The sequence below is a fragment of the Klebsiella sp. A-Nf5 genome (assembly GCF_002810545.1).
GTDB lineage: Bacteria > Pseudomonadota > Gammaproteobacteria > Enterobacterales > Enterobacteriaceae > Klebsiella > Klebsiella variicola.
In genome coordinates, this window is the sequence record NZ_PIOG01000027.1 from 115,089 (window position 1) to 134,206 (window position 19,118).

Below are 19,118 nucleotides of genomic sequence, written 5' to 3' on the forward strand. Positions count from 1 at the left end.
CTTTAGGATAGCCAGACGCGGCGGCCCCTGCGGCCTGCCCTTTTTAGATAACGTTAGGGAGAAGACATGCGAACCCTTTGGCGACTGATTGCCAGCTTTTTTAAATGGACGTGGCGGATACTCAACTTTATTCGCAAACTGGCTCTGAATGCGATCTTCCTGGTGCTGGTGCTGGTGTGTATCGGTATCTGGAGCCAGTTCAGCACCACTACCAGCGAACATGCCGCGCGCGGCGCGCTGTTGCTGGATATTACCGGCGTGGTGGTGGATAAACCTTCCGCCAGCAGCAAGCTCGGCGTAATTGGCCGCCAGCTGTTTGGCGCCAGCTCGGACCGTCTGCAGGAGAACTCTCTGTTCGATATCGTGCAGACCATTCGCCAGGCGAAAGATGACCGCAATATCACCGGTATTGTGCTGGATCTGAAAAACTTCGTTGGCGGCGATCAGCCGTCCATGCAGTACATCGGTAAAGCGCTGCGTGAGTTCCGCGACAGCGGCAAACCGGTCTATGCCGTCGGCAGCAGCTACAGCCAGGGCCAGTACTACCTGGCGAGCTTTGCCAACAAAATCTGGCTCTCACCGCAGGGCGAGGTTGACCTTCACGGCTTCGCCACCAATGGGCTGTACTACAAGTCGCTGCTGGATAAGCTGAAAGTCTCCACCCATGTCTTCCGCGTCGGCACCTATAAATCCGCCGTCGAGCCTTTCATTCGCGATGACATGTCCCCTGCCGCCCGCGAAGCGGACAGCCGCTGGATTGGCGAACTGTGGCAGAACTACCTCAACACCATTGCCGCGAACCGCCAGATCACCGCCCAGCAGCTCTTCCCGGGCGCCCAGGGCATTATCGATGGCCTGCGTAAAGTGGGTGGCGATACGGCGAAATATGCGCTGGACAATAAGCTGGTCGATGAGCTGGCGACCTCCACGGAAGTGGAAAAGGCGCTGACCAAACAGTTTGGCTGGAGCAAAACGGATAACAATTACCGGGCGATCAGCTATTACGACTACAACGTGAAGACACCGTCTGACGAAGGTTCCGCCATTGCGGTGATCTTTGCCAACGGCGCCATCATGGACGGCGAGGAGACCCCGGGAAACGTTGGTGGCGACACCACCGCTGCGCAAATTCGCGATGCGCGCCTCGACCCGAAAATTAAGGCCATCGTGCTGCGCGTTAACAGTCCGGGCGGCAGCGTGACCGCCTCAGAAATTATCCGTGAAGAGCTGGCGGCAGCCAAAGCCGCCGGTAAACCGGTAGTGGTCTCGATGGGCGGCATGGCGGCGTCTGGCGGCTACTGGATCTCCACCCCAGCGGATTACATCGTCGCGAACCCGAGCACCCTCACCGGCTCCATCGGCATCTTTGGCGTGATCAACACCGTGGAAAATACCCTCGGGTCGATTGGCGTCCACACCGACGGCGTCGCCACATCGCCGCTGGCGGATGTCTCCAGCACCAAAGCGCTGCCGCCGGAAGTGCAGCAGCTGATGCAGTTGAGCATTGAGAATGGCTATCAGCGCTTTATCACCCTGGTGGCTAACGCCCGTAAGAGCACGCCGGAGAAAATCGACCAGATTGCCCAGGGCCACGTCTGGACCGGGGAAGATGCCAAAGCCAACGGCCTGGTCGACAGCCTCGGCGACTTCGACGATGCGGTGGCTAAAGCCGCCGAGCTGGCGAAGCTGAAAACCTGGCACCTCAACTACTATCAGGAAGAGCCGACCTTCTTCTCGATGGTGCTGGATAGCCTGACCGGCTCGGTACGCGCCTCGCTGCCGGCGGCCATTCAGGCCTGGCTGCCTGCGCCGGTCGCCGCGGCGGCCGAGACGGTGAAAGCGGAGAGCGACAAGCTGGCGGCGTTTAACGACCCGCAGAACCGCTATGCCTTCTGCCTGACCTGCGCCAACATCCGTTAATACGCAGCGGCTGCCCCGTCTCCCGGGGCAGCCTTTTTCCCGCACCTGCCAGCGCCGCCACAAAGCGAGCGGCCAACACTGTATTTTTTCCTGCGTCTCTTTATACTGCGCCTGTCTACGACCAACCTAAGCGATGCTATGCAAAAAAAATCGATTTACGTTGCCTACACCGGTGGGACCATCGGTATGCAGCGCTCTGAACACGGCTATGTACCCGTTTCCGGCCATCTGCAGCGTCAGCTGGCGCTGATGCCTGAGTTCCATCGTCCGGAGATGCCGGACTTCACGATCCATGAATACCATCCGCTGATGGATTCATCCGATATGACCCCTGAGGACTGGCAGCACATCGCCGACGATATCCGCAGCCATTACGATGAGTATGATGGCTTTGTGATCCTCCATGGTACCGACACCATGGCGTTTACCGCTTCGGCGCTGTCGTTCATGCTGGAAAACCTTGGCAAGCCGGTCATTGTGACAGGGTCACAAATCCCGCTGGCCGAGCTGCGTTCTGATGGTCAGATTAACCTGCTCAACGCCCTCTACGTCGCCGCCAACTATCCGATTAACGAAGTGGCGCTGTTCTTCAACAATCGACTGTTTCGCGGCAACCGCACCACTAAAGCCCATGCCGACGGCTTCGACGCTTTCGCCTCGCCAAACCTCGCGCCGCTGCTGGAAGCCGGGATCCATATTCGCCGTCTCGGTACCCCGCCGGCGCCGCAGGGCAGCGGGGAGCTTATCGTGCACCCCATCACCCCGCAGCCGATTGGCGTGGTGACGATTTACCCCGGCATCTCCGCCGACGTGGTGCGCAATTTCCTGCGCCAGCCGGTGAAAGCGCTGATCCTCCGCTCCTATGGCGTCGGCAATGCCCCACAGAATGGCGAGTTTATTCAGGTGCTGGCGGAAGCCAGCCAGCGCGGTATTGTGGTGGTCAATCTGACGCAGTGCATGTCCGGGAAAGTGAACATGGGCGGCTATGCTACCGGCAACGCCCTCGCCCAGGCGGGGGTCATCAGTGGTTTCGATATGACGGTGGAAGCGACGCTGACCAAGCTACACTATCTGCTTAGCCAGCAGCTGGATGTTGACGCCATTCGCGCGGCGATGCAGCAAAATCTGCGTGGCGAACTCACCCCCGACGAGGCTTAAGGAGGACGTATGGCACATCGAGCGCTGTTACTGGTTGATTTGCAAAACGACTTTTGCGCCGGCGGCGCGCTGGCGGTTCCTGAAGGCGACAGTACCGTCGAGGTGGCTAATGCGCTTATCGACTGGAGCCTGGCGCGCGGCGAGCCCATCGTCGCCAGCCAGGACTGGCACCCGGCGGATCACGGCAGCTTCGCCAGCCAGCACCAGGTGGAACCCTACACCCAGGGCGAACTCGACGGCCTGGCGCAGACCTTCTGGCCGGATCACTGCGTACAGCACAGCGAAGGCACGGCGCTGCATCCGCTGCTCAAACAGCAGGCGATCAACGCCGTGTTCCATAAGGGGCAAAACCGGGCCATTGACAGCTACAGCGCTTTTTTTGACAACGGTCACCGGCAGAAAACTGAACTGGACGGCTGGCTGCGCGGCCAGGGCATCGTGGAACTGACCGTGCTCGGCCTCGCCACCGATTACTGCGTCAAATTCACCGTGCTGGATGCCCTCGCGCTGGGCTATACGGTCAATGTCATCATCGACGGCTGTCGCGGCGTTAATCTGCAGCCGCAGGACAGCAGCCAGGCGTTTATGGAGATGGCCGCCGCGGGCGCCACGCTGTATACCCTCGATGACTGGCGGGAATCTCAGGCCTGATCCTCTCTCCCGGCGCCCTCGCGCCGGGTCTTCTTCTGCCGCCTCGCTATCGTCCATAAATTGAACTCTCTCGCAGTTTCAACAGGTTATTGCTGGTAGTCTGGCAAGGCTGTTTTTTCGCCACGCCATTTCCGTGGCGTGGTTATTTTTTATGTCAAAGAGGAACCACTATGAAACGTTTGCCCTTGCTGGCAGCCTTGCCCTTGCTTTGCGCTTCTGCGCTCTCTGCCCAACCCCTGATGTCCGTCGGCTATTTTAACGGCGGCGGCGACGTCACTGCCGGGCCGGGCGGCGATATCGATAAGCTGGACGTCCGGCAGATCACCCATCTCAACTACTCGTTTGGTCTTATCTATAACGATGAAAAAGACGAGACCAATGCGGCCCTGAAGGATCCTGCTCATCTGCACGAGATCTGGCTGTCGCCGAAGGTGCAGGAGGATCTGCAAAAGCTCCCGGCCCTGCGTAAACAGAACCCGGACCTCAAGGTCCTGCTGTCGGTCGGCGGCTGGGGGGCGCGCGGATTCTCCGGCGCGGCGGCAAGCAAAGAAACCCGGAAGGTGTTTATTCAGTCTGCGCAGGAAATAGTTGAAAAATATGGTCTGGATGGGATTGACCTCGACTGGGAGTTTCCGGTCAACGGCGCCTGGGGGCTGGTTGCCAGTCAACCGGCCGATCGCGATAACTTTACCGCGCTGTTAAAAGAGCTGCGCGCAGCGTTTGGTACGAAGAAACTGGTGACTATTGCCGTGGGGGCTAACGCAGAAAGCCCGAAAAGCTGGGTGGACGTTAAAGCGATTGCGCCATCGCTCGACTACATCAACCTGATGACCTACGACATGGCCTACGGCACGCAGTACTTCAACTCGAACCTGTATGACTCCCGCCACTGGCCGACGGTCGCCGCGGCTGATAAATACAGCGCCGATTTTGTGGTCAACAATTACCTGGCCGCCGGGCTTAAACCCAGCCAGATGAACCTCGGGATTGGTTTTTATGGCCGGGTACCGAAACGGGCTGTCGAGCCGGGGATTGACTGGACGAAAGCGGATGCGCAAAACAATCCGGTCACCCAACCCTATTTTGGGCCACAACAGATCGCGCTGTTTGCCTCGCTGGGCTATGACCTGAGCAAAGACACCTACGTGAAATACAACGATATCGTGAGCAAACTGCTCAACGATCCGCAGAAGCGTTTTACCGAGCACTGGGACGATGAAGCGAAGGTTCCGTGGCTGTCAGTGCAGTCGGCGGAGGGCAAGCCGCTGTTCGCCCTGTCGTATGAGAACCCGCGCTCGGTGGCCATTAAGGCGGACTATATCAAGGCGAAGGGCCTGGCCGGGGCCATGTTCTGGGAATATGGCGCCGATGACCAGAATCAGCTGGCCCGTCAGCTGGCGGAATCGCTGGGGATCAAACACTAACCGCGACGGTTCCACCCCATCCCCCCCTCGGGCTGCGTGACGCAGGCAACATCGCCTGCAATGCAGGTATATCGCGCCGCCCGGGATAGGTTATGATGCCTGTTATCCGCTGCGCCACGCGCTGGCGCAGCTTAACCGTTTGACAGGAGGCAGGGGGCCATGGCCTATATCCCCAAAAATTACGCGCGTCTGGAAGTGGGTTACCGCGAAAAGGCGCTCAAGCTTTTTCCCTGGGTGTGCGGACGCTGCTCGCGGGAGTTTGTCTATTCAAATCTACGCGAACTGACGGTGCACCACATCGATCACGACCACTCCAATAACCCGGAAGATGGTAGCAACTGGGAGATGTTGTGCCTGTACTGTCACGATCACGAACATTCCAAGTACACCGAAGCCGATCAGTATGGCTCCACGGTGGTGGCGGGCGAAGATGCGCAAAAGAGCGTCGGCGAGGCTACCTACAATCCGTTTGCCGATCTGAAAGCGATGATGAACAAAAAGTAAGCAGACCGGTTCGGCCGCTGCGCGCGGTCGTTCACGCTGACGCCGTCCGGCGCGGGGTGACCCCGACGCCGGAACCACGCGCCGCCGGCTGGCGGTTTATTGCAGCTTAACGGTGGCGATCGGCTTCGGCACGATGCCGAAATCTTCCTTCAGCTGCTGTTTGCTCTTCATCACCATCTGCCCGCGGGTGTCGATGGTCATGTGCTGGGCGTCGGTGTTATACCGGGCCTGCCACAGCATCACCAGCTGCAGGCTATTTTCCTTTTGCTCCGGCGTCAGCGCCACGCCATCCGGCCATTTTCCCAGCTCCACCGCCGTCGCCAGACGCTGGTAAACTTCCGGCGTCATACTGTCGATAATTTGCTCAATATCCATCTTCCGCTCCACTCCGCTTGGAATAATTTGCTGAATCGTTTCTTCAACCCTTAATCTGCTCGCCATTCTGCTCATCAGTGAAGCTCAGCGACGCCGAATTCACACAATAGCGCTCGCCGGTCGGCTGCGGGCCATCCGGAAACACGTGGCCGAGATGGGCATCACAATTTCCGCAACGGATCTCAATGCGCTGCATGCCGTGCGAGTTGTCGGTCAGGTAGCGAATGGCCTCTTCGCTCACCGGTTCGTAGAAGCTCGGCCAGCCGCAACCGGAGTCGTACTTGGTTTGGGAGTTAAACAGCGGCGCATCGCACACCAGGCAGTGATACACGCCATTCTTCTTGTTGTGCAGCAACTGTCCGGTAAAAGGCGGTTCCGTGCCATGATGTTGCGTCACGTAAAACTGCATTTCGCTTAAGCCGTTTTTCAGCTCTTCCGGGGAGGGTTTATTCGCCATGGGCTTATATCTCGCTTTGCAATGGACAACTTTCGCTCCAATTCTAACAAAACATTAACAATGAAGCGTGCACTTTTGTTCTAAACTTATGCGGTGCCAACAGGCAGCCAGATAATTGTGACTTAAATCACGTTTTTATCTTAAATGCCCTTTAAAATTCCGCGCGCAGCCCCCATATGGAATTGGGCTCAAAGGGAGAGTGAGGCAAATCAATCGCGCAAGGTCTGCTCAGGATTGATTTGTCGCAATGATTGACACGATTCCGCTTGACGCTGCGTAAGGTTTTTGTAATTTTACAGGCAACCTTTTATTCACTAACAAATAGCTGGTGGAATATATGACTATCAAAGTAGGTATCAACGGTTTTGGCCGTATCGGTCGCATTGTTTTCCGTGCTGCTCAGAAACGTTCTGACATCGAGATCGTTGCAATCAACGACCTGTTAGACGCAGAGTACATGGCTTACATGCTGAAGTATGACTCCACTCACGGTCGTTTCGACGGTACCGTTGAAGTGAAAGACGGTCATCTGGTCGTTAACGGTAAAAAAATCCGTGTTACCGCTGAACGTGACCCGGCTAACCTGAAGTGGGACGAAGTTGGTGTTGACGTTGTTGCTGAAGCAACCGGTATCTTCCTGACCGACGAAACCGCTCGTAAACACATCACCGCTGGCGCGAAAAAAGTCGTTCTGACTGGCCCGTCCAAAGACAACACTCCGATGTTCGTTCGCGGCGCTAACTTCGAAACTTACGCTGGCCAGGACATCGTTTCCAACGCTTCCTGCACCACCAACTGCCTGGCACCGCTGGCTAAAGTTATCAACGACAACTTCGGTATCGTTGAAGGCCTGATGACCACCGTCCACGCTACCACCGCTACTCAGAAAACCGTTGATGGCCCGTCTCACAAAGACTGGCGCGGCGGCCGCGGCGCAGCTCAGAACATCATCCCGTCCTCTACCGGTGCTGCTAAAGCAGTAGGTAAAGTACTGCCAGAACTGAACGGCAAACTGACCGGTATGGCGTTCCGCGTTCCGACTCCGAACGTATCCGTTGTTGACCTGACCGTTCGTCTGGAAAAAGCAGCGTCCTACGAAGAAATCAAGAAAGCCATCAAAGCCGCTTCTGAAGGCGCAATGAAAGGCGTTCTGGGTTACACCGAAGACGACGTTGTTTCTACCGACTTCAACGGCGAAATTTGCACTTCCGTGTTCGATGCTAAAGCAGGTATCGCACTGAACGACAACTTCGTGAAACTGGTTTCCTGGTACGACAACGAAACTGGCTACTCCAACAAAGTTCTGGACCTGATTGCTCACATCTCCAAATAAGTTGAGATGAAAAAGTAATCTGTAAGAGCGACTTCGGTCGCTCTTTTTTTTGTCTGCAGAGATAGGATTGCACAATGATAAATAAAATTTTTGCTCTCCCGGTGAATGAAACCATTTCTCCCGTGATCTCCCGTCGCCAGCTGGACGACCTGGAGCTGATTGTCATCGACCATCCGCAGGTGAAAGCCTCTGTGGCGCTGCAGGGGGCGCACCTGCTCTCCTGGAAACCCGCCGGTGAAGAAGAAGTCCTGTGGCTGAGCAACAACACCCCGTTTAAACAGGGCGTCGCCCTGCGCGGCGGCGTGCCGATTTGCTGGCCCTGGTTTGGTCCTTCTTCGCAGCAGGGTCTGCCGTCGCACGGCTTTGCCCGCAATCTGCCATGGACCCTGGAAGGTCATGACGAAGACGACAGCGGCGTCATGTTGACCTTTGCGCTCCAGCACAGCGCCGAAACCATGAAGCTCTGGCCGCACGAATTCACCCTCTATGCCCGCTTTAAGCTGGGCAAGACCTGCGAAATCGAGCTGGAAGCCCACGGTGAATTCGAGACCACCTCTGCCCTGCATACCTACTTCAACGTCGGCGATATCGCGGCGGTGAAAGTGAGCGGTCTTGGCGAGCGCTATATCGATAAAGTGAAGAATGCCGAAGAAGGCGTCCTGAGCAATGGCGTGCAGACCTTCCCGGACCGCACCGACCGCGTCTATCTCAACGCCGACAGCTGCAGCGTGATCCATGACGATGCGCTTAATCGCACTATCGACGTCGTGCACCATCATCAGCACAACGTGGTGGCCTGGAACCCGGGCCCGGCGCTGTCCGTCAGCATGGGCGACATGCCGGACGATGGTTACAAAACCTTCGTTTGCGTCGAAACCTGCTGCGTGACCCAGCCGCAGAAAGCCAGCGAAGAGACCCCCTCTCGCCTGGCGCAGACCATCAGCCTGAAAAAACGCTAACAGCAAAAAGCCCCGTTTCAGACGGGGCTTTTTTCTTCGCTGGCTGAGGCGCTGATTAAACCATATCCAGCCGGGCTTTTCGCTGCGGTGGCGGATAGAGGCGATCCAGCTGCGCGAGCTCCTCCGCACTGAGGACGATATCGAGCGCGGCTGCATTCTGCACCACATGCTCAATACTGGCCGCTTTCGGGATCGCCAGCACTCCGGGATGACGAATCACCCAGGCGAGCAGCAGCTGCGCGACTGTCACCCCCCGCGCGTTAGCCATATTAATGATATCGCTATGCTGAAAAAGTCCATCGCGTAAGCGCCCCGCCTGCGCCAGCGGGCAGTAGGCCATCACCGGCAGAGTGTGCTGCTGGCACCAGGGCAAGAGATCGTATTCAATGCCCCGCGATGCGAGATGATAGAGTACCTGGTTAGTCGCGCAGCGTTCGCCACCCGCCGTCCGCCACAGCGCCTGCATATCATCGGTGTCCAGATTAGAGACGCCCCAGCGGCGGATCTTGCCCTCGGCCACCAGCCTCTCCATCGCCTCAACCGTCTCCTGCAGCGGGATATCCCCGCGCCAGTGCAGGAGATACATATCGAGATAGTCGGTCTGCAACCGGCGCAGGCTATCCTCACAGGCGCGACGCATCGCCGTTCCGCCGGCGTGCCAGGGATAGACTTTAGACACCAGCACCACGCGGTCGCGCAGGCCGCGGATCGCCTGCCCTACTACCTCTTCCGCCCCACCGTCGGCGTACATTTCCGCCGTGTCGATCACGGTCAGTCCATGATCGATGCCCGCACGCAGTGCAGCCACTTCCTGCGGACGCTGCGCCGCGTTTTCGCCCATATACCACGTGCCCAGCCCGATGGCCGGAACCGCCGCCTGCTCGCCAAAGCGTACTGTTTTTTTCACCGTCTCCTCCTCTTTAGCTTTCTGCACCACCATAAAGCAAAACAGGGCGTGAAGCCCTGTTTTGATGCATAAAGCGCACTGTAATGATGCACAATCAGAAGGTGTAGGTGATCCCGGTTGAGATCAGGCCGCTCCAGGATTTGTCCACCATCGGGCTGTCGGTAATTTCATCCGACAAGCGGGTGTAGCGCGCAATACCGTATACGCTCCAGTCGCCGAGGAACCGATAGTTAGCCGACAGCTCCAGATACGGGTTCCAGCTGCTGTCCGGATCGTAGCTGCGCATGCCGCTGCGACGGGACTCATGCTGCGAGACACCATAGTAGTATTCGTTCTGATTGTCGCTGTTCCACTCCACGCCAATGCCCGGCGTCAGCGTCAGGTTACCGTTGGTGTAGCGGTACAGCCAGGCGAGATCCCAGTTGATACCATTACTGTTATCCAGCGTATCGCCTGCAATCGTCGTGCGCAGGAAGCCATAGGGCGTGTTGTGGACATAAGACAGACCGGCCATCACGGTCGATTTACGTTTGTCCAGTTGACGCATTTGCGCGCTGTCGCTGTCGCCCGGCTTGAAGTACATCGGCGACCAGTAGGCCGTTATTGACAGCTTATCGTTGGTGTCATTCCACAGGTAGTAGCCCCCGCCCAGACCGTGGAACCAGAAGTTATCGCTCTCATAACTAATGACCGGCACCGGGTAGACATCCGCATCATACTGCTTATACGGATGCTCGACGATGCCCACGCCAGCCCCAAGAGTGAACTTCCCGTCGGCATGCGCCGCGCTGGCGGACGTCGCAATCAGCACGCCGAGTGCCAGAAGTTTGATTTTAGTCACAATCCATATTCCCGTTGTCAAATTATCAGCTCGTGCAGTTTACCGTCGTAGGCCTCATGCCTCAAATTCTTTACCCGACATGACACAAATCGTTCACTTTCCCACCCTTCTCTTACCATGAGGTGACAGCCCGGTGACAGCTTCGCGTCCTGGCGTGTCAAAAAGCGTCATTTTCAGGATGAGTTATTGATATGTCATTGAAATTGATTTTCTGCGGCATGCAAGATTTCTAAATGCATCTACGCTTAAATTTAGAAGGTGTAATTGCAGGGCACATTCACGCTACTCCACCCGCAACCTGGCATAAGGGTTGCTGGATATCTGGAGAGCGACGTTCAGCTTATGTCTTCCGGGGGCCCCCACTACTCATATGAACGGCTCTCAACCTGTGCTAAAAAACGAAAGGACGGCATGCCATGAATATATTCGATCACTATCGCCAGCGCTATGAAGCTGCCAAGGACGAAGAGTTCACACTGCAGGAGTTTCTTACCATCTGCCGGCAAGATCGCAGTGCCTATGCCAATGCGGCAGAACGTCTGTTGATGGCCATTGGTGAACCCGTCATGGTTGATACGGCTCTCGAGCCGCGGCTATCCCGTCTCTTTTCAAACCGGGTCATCGCACGCTATCCGGCCTTTGAAGAGTTTTACGGTATGGAAGACGCCATTGAGCAGATCGTTTCCTATCTCAAGCATGCCGCCCAGGGGCTGGAAGAGAAGAAACAGATCCTCTATCTGCTGGGGCCGGTGGGCGGTGGTAAATCGTCGCTGGCTGAACGGCTGAAAGCGTTGATGCAGCGCGTGCCCATCTATGTGCTGAGCGCCAACGGCGAGCGTAGCCCGGTCAACGATCACCCGCTGTGCCTGTTTAATCCGCAGGAGGATGCCCAGATCCTTCAGAAAGAGTATGGCGTGCCCACCCGCTACCTCGGCACCATCATGTCGCCGTGGGCGGCCAAGCGCCTGCACGAGTTTGGCGGCGATATTACTAAATTCCGCGTGGTCAAAGTCTGGCCATCGATTCTCGAGCAGGTCGCCATCGCCAAAACCGAACCCGGTGATGAAAACAACCAGGATATTTCGGCGCTGGTGGGTAAAGTGGATATCCGTAAACTGGAACACTATGCGCAAAACGACCCGGACGCTTATGGCTACTCCGGTGCGTTGTGCCGTGCCAACCAGGGGATTATGGAATTCGTCGAGATGTTTAAAGCGCCGATTAAGGTGCTACATCCGCTGCTGACCGCCACCCAGGAAGGGAACTACAACGGGACCGAAGGGATCTCTGCCCTGCCGTTTAACGGGATAATCCTCGCCCACTCCAACGAATCGGAATGGGTGACCTTCCGTAATAACAAGAACAATGAGGCCTTCCTCGACCGCGTCTATATCGTCAAGGTGCCTTATTGCCTGCGTATCTCCGAAGAGATCCGCATCTATGAAAAATTGCTCAACAGCAGCGAGCTGACCCACGCGCCGTGCGCCCCGGGCACCCTGGAAACGTTGGCGCGCTTCTCGATTCTGTCGCGCCTGAAAGAGCCGGAAAACTCAAGCATCTACTCGAAAATGCGGGTCTATGATGGCGAAAGCCTGAAAGATACCGACCCGAAAGCGAAATCCTATCAGGAGTATCGCGATTACGCCGGGGTGGATGAAGGGATGAACGGGCTCTCCACCCGTTTTGCCTTTAAGATCCTGTCACGGGTGTTTAACTTCGACCATGTCGAGGTGGCCGCCAACCCGGTGCATCTGTTCTATGTCCTGGAGCAGCAGATTGAGCGCGAACAGTTCCCACAGGAGAACGCCGAGCGCTACCTGGAGTTCCTCAAAGGCTATCTGATCCCGAAATACGCCGAGTTTATCGGCAAAGAGATCCAGACCGCTTACCTGGAATCCTACTCCGAGTACGGGCAGAACATTTTCGATCGCTATGTCACCTACGCCGACTTCTGGATCCAGGATCAGGAGTATCGCGATCCGGACACCGGGCAGCTGTTTGACCGTGAGTCGTTGAATGCGGAGCTGGAGAAAATTGAGAAGCCGGCCGGGATCAGCAACCCGAAAGACTTCCGTAACGAAATCGTCAACTTTGTGCTGCGCGCCAGAGCCAACAACAGCGGACGTAATCCGAACTGGACCAGCTACGAGAAACTGCGCACGGTTATCGAGAAGAAAATGTTCTCTAATACCGAGGAGCTGTTGCCGGTCATTTCGTTTAATGCCAAAACATCAACCGATGAGCAGAAAAAACACGACGACTTTGTCGACCGCATGATGGAAAAAGGCTACACCCGCAAACAGGTTCGCCTGCTCTGCGAGTGGTACCTGCGGGTTCGTAAATCGTCCTGATGCGTCAAGCCCGGCGGCACGCCGCCGGGTCAACTGCAGCTGAATGATGATAAGCAAAGTTGGCTAATGCAGTACAGGAGGGCATATGACCTGGTTCATAGACCGACGCCTGAACGGGAAAAACAAAAGCGCCGTCAATCGCCAGCGCTTTTTGCGCCGTTATAAGGCGCAGATTAAACAGTCGATTTCCGAGGCTATCAACAAGCGCTCGGTCACCGATATTGAGAGCGGAGAATCCGTCTCGATCCCGACGGACGATATCAACGAGCCGATGTTTCATCAGGGTCGCGGCGGCCTGCGCAACCGCGTCCACCCGGGCAACGATCATTTTGTGCAAAACGACCGGATTGAGCGCCCGCAGGGCGGTGGCGGCGGCGGTGGTGGCGGTCAGGGGCAAGCCAGCGCCGACGGCGAAGGGAAGGATGAGTTTGTCTTCCAGATTTCAAAAGATGAGTACCTGGATCTGTTATTTGAAGATCTCGCCCTGCCGAACCTGAAGAAGAATCAGCACCGGCAGTTGAACGAGTTTAAAACCCATCGCGCGGGCTTTACCTCGAATGGGGTGCCAGCCAACATCAGCGTGGTGCGTTCGCTGCAGAACTCGCTGGCCCGCCGTACGGCGATGACCGCCGGCAAGCGCCGTGAACTGCGCGCCCTGGAGGAGGATCTGGAGACCATCAGCCGCAGCGAACCGGTGCAGCTGCTGGAGGAGGAGCGCCTGCGCAAAGAGATTGCCGAGCTGCGCGCCAAAATTGAACGGGTGCCGTTTATCGACACCTTTGACTTACGCTACAAAAATTACGAAAAACGGCCGGAGCCCTCCAGCCAGGCAGTGATGTTCTGCCTGATGGACGTCTCAGGCTCGATGGACCAGGCCACCAAAGACATGGCCAAGCGCTTTTATATCCTGCTGTATCTGTTCCTCAGCCGGACCTATAAAAACGTCGATGTGGTCTATATCCGCCACCATACCCAGGCAAAAGAGGTGGATGAACACGAATTCTTCTATTCTCAGGAAACCGGCGGCACCATCGTCTCCAGCGCCCTGAAACTGATGGATGAAGTGGTGCAGGCCCGTTATGACCCGGCGCAGTGGAACATCTACGCCGCCCAGGCGTCGGATGGCGACAACTGGGCCGATGACTCCCCGCTGTGCCACGAACTGCTGGCGAAGAAAATTCTGCCGGTGGTGCGTTATTACAGCTACATCGAAATTACCCGCCGGGCGCATCAAACCCTGTGGCGCGAGTATGAACATCTGCAGGCGACCTTTGATAATTTCGCCATGCAGCATATTCGTGACCAGGAAGATATCTACCCGGTATTCCGCGAACTGTTTCACAAGCAGTCATCTAAAAGTGAAGCTTAATTAAATACTCAGCCAGTGAGTCGAGTGACTTGCTGGCTGTTTTCCTCAGACACAAGGCCCGATGGCACATCCATACATCATGTAAAACGGAAACAACGGAGCCAGGGCGACGGCGCCAAGCGAGCTAATCGTTTTGGTCTTATCATTGATTGATACCACAACGGGGTGCGCTAGCTGGTAGGCGGCGGCCAGATCTGACGCATCCGATGCAGTCCAAAATCCTGTCGCTTTAAACAACACCCCGAGGCGATCGTTATCAATCTGCACCGCATGATACTGATTCACCAGCTCGCTATGCTGCCCGGCATCCAGTTTGCGCTGATCCATCACCACCAGATATTCCGCCGTCACCTCATGTTGTTCCACGACAAAGTTAACCCGCACGCCGGAAGCCTGTTGGTGAAAGCGTTCATAAAAGGTCTGATAACGCTGATATTCCTGAGGCACACCGTCACGGACAAAGCGGTAACTGTATTTCGCTGAGCTGGCGACAATACCGGACGCTGAGGGTTTCACCGCCACAATAGTATCCGTAGGCGGTAAGTTTGGCGTGCTGGTACATCCTGCGAGCATTGCCACCACCACCAGCGATAAGACATATTTCATCATTTTCAGCCGTTCCTGTTCGCGATTTTCTCTATGACATCTGGCGTTTTTTTAACACTCCAGGTACAAATCCCTAACCCTGTGTATCATAACTGCCTAATCTGCTTCAAACATTCGCGCGATCGTCAGCGTTGAACTGTTTCTACTCTCAGGAGCCTGCTATGCCCCCTTTTTACCAATTGACGGCTACCCGCCTGCGCGGCCAGCCCCTCTCCATGTCTGACTATGCTGGCAAGGTGGTTCTGGTGGTGAATACGGCCAGCCATTGTGGCTTCACACCGCAATACGCTGGCCTGGAAGCGCTCTACAAAAAGTACGCGGCTCAGGGGCTGGTAGTGCTTGGTTTCCCCTGCAACCAGTTTGGTAAGCAGGAACCCGGCGGCGCGGATGAAATTGAGCAGACCTGTCACGTTAACTACGGCGTGAGCTTCCCGATGTTTGCGAAAGTGGACGTCAACGGCCCCGCCGCACACCCGCTGTTTCGTTATCTGAAACACGCGTTGCCCGGCGTGCTCGGCGGACGGATCAAGTGGAATTTCACCAAGTTCCTCATCGCTCGCGACGGCACACCCCTCACGCGTTTTGCGCCGTTCACGACGCCGGAGAAAATGGAGGACGCCATTGTCGCGGCCCTCACGCGCTGAGTGTTCCCGTCTTGCCACGTTCACCCACCGGTGACTGGCTGCCCATGCAAGGTAGAAGTCGATCGCACGCAGCCAGCAACCGTCTGTTGCTGGCCAATCTTCCTCCTGCCCGGTCATCAGCCTACAGCGGCGACACGGCCTCAACTTCATGCTGAAACACGTAGGGGTCGGAGAGGAGTTCGAATGCGTCGTCGTCCGGATAGGTGACCGCGACGTGATAGTCTTCGCCTGCGAAGGCTTTGACCGCCGCAAGATCCTGCCAGTAGGTGGCGAGAAAGAAATGCGCCCATTCGCCCTGGTTTTCCTGGCGCACCAGCGCGCCTCTGTTGCCGGGGATACCCCGGGCGTGTTCCACGCCGGTCAGCTCAAGGTGGCGGGCAAACCCCTCGGCATGTTGCAATGGCACACAGCCGTGCCAGGTCCTGACAATCATTTGCATTCTCCTGTGGTAATAAACGTCTCACCTTAACATCAGAAACCACCTGTAGGGGAGCGTCGAGATACCGCGCACGGCTCTGAATCCGGTGGCACCTCGCCCTCTGCCCCCGCGGTTATCTCCGGCAGTCGCGCCTCAATCAAAGCGATCACGCTTCTGACCCGTGGCGGAATAAAACGCGCATCGGGATAGACGGCATACAGGAAGCGGTCCGGTAATCGCCAGTCAGCCAGGATCGGCACCAGCCTTCCAGCCCTGAGGGCCCTGGCCGCCAGCGGTCGCTGCATCCCTCCGATGCCGATACCGGATTCCAGCGCCTGCAACAGCGCATCGCTGGTGTTGGCCCGAAAAACGGTCTTAACCTGCACGTCTCTCGTCTCGTCTGCGGAAATTATCCGCAGCGGAGCATCAAGCGGGATGCCGCTAAACCGAACGTGTGGATACTCCGCCAGGTCGTCCACGGACTGGACGGCGTAATGACCTGGTGCCGCAAAGAGCGCCGTTTCAATCCGCGCCAGAACCCGCGCAGCATGGGATGGCGGCGGCTCATGGCCGAGACGCAGCGCCACATCCACCCCTTCGGTAACCAGATCGGCGATCCGATCGTCGAGCGACAGCATCAGGTGCAGTTCAGGATACTGTTTTTGCAGCGCCAGCAGATGCGGCAGCAGAAGACTGCCAAGACCGCTTGGCAACTGGACATGCACCCGCCCCTGAAACTGAGGCTCCGCCGGGTTGAGCCGCCTTTCCGCCTCCTGCATGGCGTTCAGCACCCGCTGCATATCACGCCGGTAATGTTCACCCTGTTCAGTGAGCATCATGGCCCGCGTCGTACGATGGAGTAATACCACGCCAAGCTCCTGTTCGAGCGCGGCGATTTGCTGACTGACGGCAGATTGCTTCATCCCGAGCTGCCGGGCGGCTGCGGAAAATGAGCCGGCTTCGGCAACGCGCAGAAAGGTGGCGATGGCGGTGAGCTTATTATTCATTTCATGATTCTGCTGATAAGTGTCATCCGTTTCATGGGATAGGTGGCAAAAAAATAATCTAGCACACTGTGTCGGTCACCTTCCCAGGAGAAACACCATGAACAAGACATCCTCTCAGGTCGCACTGGTCGCTGGCAGCAGCGGCATCGTTGGTCGCCAGCTGGTCAACACCCTGTTACATCGTGGATGGGAGGTTATCGGCCTCAGCCACCGCGCCCTGTCGCAACCGGAGGCGATCCCGATGATTCACGTCGATTTACGCGATGCCCGGCACAGTGCGCAAGCGCTCCAGCCGCTGTCCACCGTGACCCACATTTTTTACAGTGCCTGGATGAATGCCGGAAACTGGAGCGAAATGGTGGAACCGAACGTTACCATGCTGCGTCATCTGGTCAGCCACGTCGAACAAAACGCCCCGCTGCAGGCGGTCAGCCTGATGCAGGGGTATAAAGTGTATGGCGCCCATCTTGGCCCCTTTAAAACCCCGGCGCGGGAAAGCGACCCCGGCGTACCCGGGGCTGAATTTAACGCCGCTCAACTTGCGTGGCTCCGCCACTTTCAACAAGGCAAAACCTGGCACTGGAGCGCTATCAGGCCCGGCGTGGTGGGCAGCCCGGTGCCGGGTAACGCCATGAATCTTGCGTTAAGCATCGCGCTGTACGCGTCACTGTGCAAAGCCCTGGGTTTACCGCTGCGCTTTCCCGGCACGTTAACCACCTGGCACAGCATTGTCGATCATACTGACGCCGACCTGCTGGCGGAGGCCACGCTGTGGGCCGCCACCTCACCGGCGGGGGAGAACGAGGCCTTCAACGTCAATAATGGTGATATCTGGCGCTGGTGCGAGCTGTGGCCGCGCATCGCGCAGTGGTTTGAACTGGAATGCGCCCCGCCGGTCCGGCTCTCATTTCATCAGTTATTCAGTGACTACCGTGCCGTCTGGCGCGAGCTGGCCGCAGAGCGGTTGGTGGAAACGGACATTCTGCGCCTGAGCGACGGTCAGTTTGCCGATTTCGTGTTCGGCTGGCAGTACGACATGTTTGGCGATGGCAGTAAACTGCGCCGGGCTGGCTTCCAGCGGATGCAGGCCACAGACGAGATGTTTTTCAGCCTGTTTTCGCAGCTGAGAACGGCGCGGGTGATCCCCTGAGCGTCAGCGTCAGGGCAACGCCAGCCGATCTTGATGGTCCGCAAAGAGGGTGATGAGATGGTCGGCGATAACCCGCACGCGTCTGGACCCGGCCAGGTCGGAATGCATCACCAGCCAAAGTGTCTGATCCGCACCGATCTCCGGCTGCAGGCACTGCAGCCCGTTGGCCCGCGCCATAAAGTGCGGCAGGACGCCCAGTCCAAGTCCCGCTGATACCGCGGAAACCTGGGCCACGAGCGTATTGGCTTCGACTTTACACGGTCGCCCTCGCAGGGTGCGCGTGATCCATTGGGCGGCCGGCAGGTGCTGGTGAGTCTCCGGCCACCCTACAAAGTCCGCCTCGCTCAGCGACTGGCCGTCCGCACCGGCCAGGTAGCCGGCGGCGCCATAGACGCCAAACCCCACCGTCCCCAGCCGCTTTAAGGTCAAATGCCCGGCGTCAGGCTTAACCATGCGGATCGCCAGATCGGCATCCCGACGGTGCAGGTTCACCGGCTGCACACCGCTCAGCACCTCCACCCGCAGGTCAGGATAGTGGTCCAGGAGCCCTTTCAGGGACGGCAAAATAAAATGCGTGGCCAGGTTATCCGAGGTGGCCAGGCGGACAACCCCGGCGACATGCCCCTGCAGTTGCGCCGCCTCGCCGAACGCCAGGCCTGCGTATTCCAGCGCCTCCGCCCGCGCGAGCAGGGCTTCGCCATCGTCGGTCAGGCGATAGCCGCTCTGATGGCGGCTAAAAAGCGGGACTTTCAGCGACTGTTCCAGCCTATCCAGCCTGCGGGACACCGTGGCAATCCCCATGTTCATCTTGTCGGCGGCGCCGCTTAGCGTTCCCGCCCGGGCGATGGCGAGGAATATGCGCGCATCGTCCCAGTTAAACTCTGCCGTCATCTCTTTTCCATTTATGGAAAACGGATCTCCGTTTTCTGCTCTTTTTTATCATTTTCGCAGGGATGATACTGCACGCCACTCGCGGAGACAAACTGGCCATCCGATCGCCGGTTCTCTCCTCACCTGAACGTCCGTGCACCATGCGCGGCCTCC

The 19,118-nt window shown here is 57.4% G+C and carries 18 protein-coding genes and 1 pseudogene; 11 read left to right on the plus strand and 8 right to left on the minus strand.

The window, feature by feature from the left end; translation table 11 throughout:
• Nucleotides 1-66 precede the first annotated feature (66 nt).
• From sppA to yajD, 5 genes are all read left to right on the plus strand, one after another.
• On the plus strand, nucleotides 67-1,920 hold the full coding sequence (sppA, locus tag CWM53_RS02910; protein WP_008807623.1) for a signal peptide peptidase SppA: 1,854 nt from the start codon (nucleotides 67-69) through the stop codon (nucleotides 1,918-1,920).
• 138 nt (nucleotides 1,921-2,058) lie between these two features.
• Complete coding sequence (ansA, locus tag CWM53_RS02915; protein WP_061154945.1) at nucleotides 2,059-3,078, plus strand: asparaginase; 1,020 nt, start codon at nucleotides 2,059-2,061, stop codon at nucleotides 3,076-3,078.
• 9 nt (nucleotides 3,079-3,087) lie between these two features.
• Nucleotides 3,088-3,729, plus strand: a complete 642-nt coding sequence (gene pncA / locus CWM53_RS02920) for a bifunctional nicotinamidase/pyrazinamidase (protein ID WP_100729938.1) — start codon at nucleotides 3,088-3,090, stop codon at nucleotides 3,727-3,729.
• Nucleotides 3,730-3,899: 170 nt separating this feature from the next.
• Complete coding sequence (locus CWM53_RS02925; protein ID WP_100675734.1) at nucleotides 3,900-5,153, plus strand: glycoside hydrolase family 18 protein; 1,254 nt, start codon at nucleotides 3,900-3,902, stop codon at nucleotides 5,151-5,153.
• Nucleotides 5,154-5,312: 159 nt separating this feature from the next.
• Complete coding sequence (gene yajD, locus CWM53_RS02930; protein ID WP_002901254.1) at nucleotides 5,313-5,657, plus strand: HNH nuclease YajD; 345 nt, start codon at nucleotides 5,313-5,315, stop codon at nucleotides 5,655-5,657.
• Between the two features lie 96 nt (nucleotides 5,658-5,753).
• Here yajD and CWM53_RS02935 read toward each other — a convergent pair whose 3' ends face one another.
• Both CWM53_RS02935 and msrB read right to left on the minus strand, forming a co-directional pair.
• A complete protein-coding gene (locus tag CWM53_RS02935; RefSeq protein ID WP_004203787.1) occupies nucleotides 5,754-6,032 on the minus strand; it encodes a YeaC family protein in 279 nt (92 codons plus the stop codon).
• A gap of 43 nt (nucleotides 6,033-6,075) precedes the next feature.
• Entirely contained in the window at nucleotides 6,076-6,489 is a 414-nt protein-coding gene (gene msrB, locus CWM53_RS02940) for a peptide-methionine (R)-S-oxide reductase MsrB (protein WP_061154948.1), read from the minus strand.
• Between the two features lie 337 nt (nucleotides 6,490-6,826).
• On the opposite strand from msrB, the gene gapA reads away from it, so the two are divergent.
• Both gapA and CWM53_RS02950 read left to right on the plus strand, forming a co-directional pair.
• Complete coding sequence (gapA, locus tag CWM53_RS02945; RefSeq protein WP_061154949.1) at nucleotides 6,827-7,822, plus strand: glyceraldehyde-3-phosphate dehydrogenase; 996 nt, start codon at nucleotides 6,827-6,829, stop codon at nucleotides 7,820-7,822.
• Nucleotides 7,823-7,896: 74 nt separating this feature from the next.
• The gene (locus CWM53_RS02950) at nucleotides 7,897-8,781 is read left to right on the plus strand and encodes a D-hexose-6-phosphate mutarotase (RefSeq protein WP_074386233.1); all 885 of its coding nucleotides are present in this window, start codon (nucleotides 7,897-7,899) and stop codon (nucleotides 8,779-8,781) included.
• Between the two features lie 55 nt (nucleotides 8,782-8,836).
• Here the strand turns inward: CWM53_RS02950 and CWM53_RS02955 are convergent, their stop codons facing one another.
• Together CWM53_RS02955 and CWM53_RS02960 are read right to left on the minus strand one after the other, a co-directional pair.
• The gene (locus CWM53_RS02955) at nucleotides 8,837-9,688 is read right to left on the minus strand and encodes an aldo/keto reductase (protein ID WP_168432542.1); all 852 of its coding nucleotides are present in this window, start codon (nucleotides 9,686-9,688) and stop codon (nucleotides 8,837-8,839) included.
• Nucleotides 9,689-9,782: 94 nt separating this feature from the next.
• Complete coding sequence (locus CWM53_RS02960; RefSeq protein ID WP_008807631.1) at nucleotides 9,783-10,529, minus strand: MipA/OmpV family protein; 747 nt, start codon at nucleotides 10,527-10,529, stop codon at nucleotides 9,783-9,785.
• A gap of 416 nt (nucleotides 10,530-10,945) precedes the next feature.
• Between CWM53_RS02960 and yeaG the strand changes: the two genes are divergently transcribed.
• Nucleotides 10,946-12,880, plus strand: coding sequence for a protein kinase YeaG (gene yeaG / locus CWM53_RS02965; RefSeq protein ID WP_008807632.1), 1,935 nt, complete (start codon nucleotides 10,946-10,948; stop codon nucleotides 12,878-12,880).
• Nucleotides 12,881-12,965: 85 nt separating this feature from the next.
• Nucleotides 12,966-14,249 carry a YeaH/YhbH family protein gene (locus CWM53_RS02970; protein ID WP_012968476.1) on the plus strand — a complete coding sequence of 428 codons (1,284 nt, stop codon included), beginning with the start codon at nucleotides 12,966-12,968 and terminating at the stop codon, nucleotides 14,247-14,249.
• A gap of 45 nt (nucleotides 14,250-14,294) precedes the next feature.
• Here the strand turns inward: CWM53_RS02970 and CWM53_RS02975 are convergent, their stop codons facing one another.
• On the minus strand, nucleotides 14,295-14,858 hold the full coding sequence (locus CWM53_RS02975) for a hypothetical protein (protein WP_074386235.1): 564 nt from the start codon (nucleotides 14,856-14,858) through the stop codon (nucleotides 14,295-14,297).
• 158 nt (nucleotides 14,859-15,016) lie between these two features.
• Here CWM53_RS02975 and CWM53_RS02980 point away from each other — a divergent pair, with 158 nt between their 5' ends.
• The gene (locus CWM53_RS02980; RefSeq protein ID WP_074386236.1) at nucleotides 15,017-15,499 is read left to right on the plus strand and encodes a glutathione peroxidase; all 483 of its coding nucleotides are present in this window, start codon (nucleotides 15,017-15,019) and stop codon (nucleotides 15,497-15,499) included.
• Between the two features lie 121 nt (nucleotides 15,500-15,620).
• On the opposite strand, the gene CWM53_RS02985 is transcribed toward CWM53_RS02980, so the two are convergent.
• Nucleotides 15,621-15,932: a hypothetical protein gene (locus tag CWM53_RS02985; RefSeq protein ID WP_029884489.1), complete on the minus strand. Its 312-nt coding sequence runs from the start codon at nucleotides 15,930-15,932 to the stop codon at nucleotides 15,621-15,623.
• A 116-nt stretch (nucleotides 15,933-16,048) separates the two neighbouring features.
• A pseudogene (locus CWM53_RS02990) lies at nucleotides 16,049-16,924 on the minus strand (LysR family transcriptional regulator); the annotation flags it as partial.
• Between the two features lie 97 nt (nucleotides 16,925-17,021).
• Here CWM53_RS02990 and CWM53_RS02995 point away from each other — a divergent pair.
• The gene (locus CWM53_RS02995; protein ID WP_100631722.1) at nucleotides 17,022-18,074 is read left to right on the plus strand and encodes an SDR family oxidoreductase; all 1,053 of its coding nucleotides are present in this window, start codon (nucleotides 17,022-17,024) and stop codon (nucleotides 18,072-18,074) included.
• Nucleotides 18,075-18,083: 9 nt separating this feature from the next.
• Here CWM53_RS02995 and CWM53_RS03000 read toward each other — a convergent pair whose 3' ends face one another.
• Entirely contained in the window at nucleotides 18,084-18,965 is an 882-nt protein-coding gene (locus CWM53_RS03000; RefSeq protein ID WP_074386238.1) for a LysR family transcriptional regulator, read from the minus strand.
• Nucleotides 18,966-19,118: the final 153 nt, after the last annotated feature.

Coding starts and splice junctions, on each gene's coding strand:
- sppA (WP_008807623.1), top strand. CDS start 67: ATGCGAACCCTTTGGCGACTGATTGCCAGCTTTTTTAAATGGACGTGG.
- ansA (WP_061154945.1), top strand. CDS start 2,059: ATGCAAAAAAAATCGATTTACGTTGCCTACACCGGTGGGACCATCGGT.
- pncA (WP_100729938.1), top strand. CDS start 3,088: ATGGCACATCGAGCGCTGTTACTGGTTGATTTGCAAAACGACTTTTGC.
- CWM53_RS02925 (WP_100675734.1), top strand. CDS start 3,900: ATGAAACGTTTGCCCTTGCTGGCAGCCTTGCCCTTGCTTTGCGCTTCT.
- yajD (WP_002901254.1), top strand. CDS start 5,313: ATGGCCTATATCCCCAAAAATTACGCGCGTCTGGAAGTGGGTTACCGC.
- CWM53_RS02935 (WP_004203787.1), bottom strand. CDS start 6,032: ATGGATATTGAGCAAATTATCGACAGTATGACGCCGGAAGTTTACCAG.
- msrB (WP_061154948.1), bottom strand. CDS start 6,489: ATGGCGAATAAACCCTCCCCGGAAGAGCTGAAAAACGGCTTAAGCGAA.
- gapA (WP_061154949.1), top strand. CDS start 6,827: ATGACTATCAAAGTAGGTATCAACGGTTTTGGCCGTATCGGTCGCATT.
- CWM53_RS02950 (WP_074386233.1), top strand. CDS start 7,897: ATGATAAATAAAATTTTTGCTCTCCCGGTGAATGAAACCATTTCTCCC.
- yeaG (WP_008807632.1), top strand. CDS start 10,946: ATGAATATATTCGATCACTATCGCCAGCGCTATGAAGCTGCCAAGGAC.
- CWM53_RS02970 (WP_012968476.1), top strand. CDS start 12,966: ATGACCTGGTTCATAGACCGACGCCTGAACGGGAAAAACAAAAGCGCC.
- CWM53_RS02975 (WP_074386235.1), bottom strand. CDS start 14,858: ATGATGAAATATGTCTTATCGCTGGTGGTGGTGGCAATGCTCGCAGGA.
- CWM53_RS02980 (WP_074386236.1), top strand. CDS start 15,017: ATGCCCCCTTTTTACCAATTGACGGCTACCCGCCTGCGCGGCCAGCCC.
- CWM53_RS02985 (WP_029884489.1), bottom strand. CDS start 15,932: ATGATTGTCAGGACCTGGCACGGCTGTGTGCCATTGCAACATGCCGAG.
- CWM53_RS02995 (WP_100631722.1), top strand. CDS start 17,022: ATGAACAAGACATCCTCTCAGGTCGCACTGGTCGCTGGCAGCAGCGGC.
- CWM53_RS03000 (WP_074386238.1), bottom strand. CDS start 18,965: ATGACGGCAGAGTTTAACTGGGACGATGCGCGCATATTCCTCGCCATC.